The sequence below is a fragment of the Bacillus sp. SIMBA_005 genome (assembly GCF_046535585.1).
Taxonomy (GTDB): domain Bacteria; phylum Bacillota; class Bacilli; order Bacillales; family Bacillaceae; genus Bacillus; species Bacillus pumilus.
The window spans coordinates 1-246 of the sequence record NZ_JAWRWI010000943.1; the positions used below are offsets into that span (position 1 = coordinate 1).

A 246-nucleotide genomic window follows, 5' to 3' on the forward strand; every position below is an offset into this window, starting at 1 on the left:
ATATCATAGGTAGTCAGTCAAACGCTGACGAGGCAGGAAATGATCACATGCTAAGTTCGCTACATCGTGTAGCAACGCATGTGTGATATGCATCCTGCATACCTCGGAGAGTTTGATCCTGGCTCAGGACGAACGCTGGCGGCGTGCCTAATACATGCAAGTCGAGCGGACAGAAGGGAGCTTGCTCCCGGATGTTAGCGGCGGACGGGTGAGTAACACGTGGGTAACCTGCCTGTAAGACTGGGA

General features: G+C 53.3%; 1 rRNA gene. It reads left to right on the forward strand.

Annotated features, from left to right (window positions below):
• Window positions 1-100 precede the first annotated feature (100 nt).
• Window positions 101-246 (forward strand): 16S ribosomal RNA (locus tag SB660_RS22865); the annotation flags it as partial.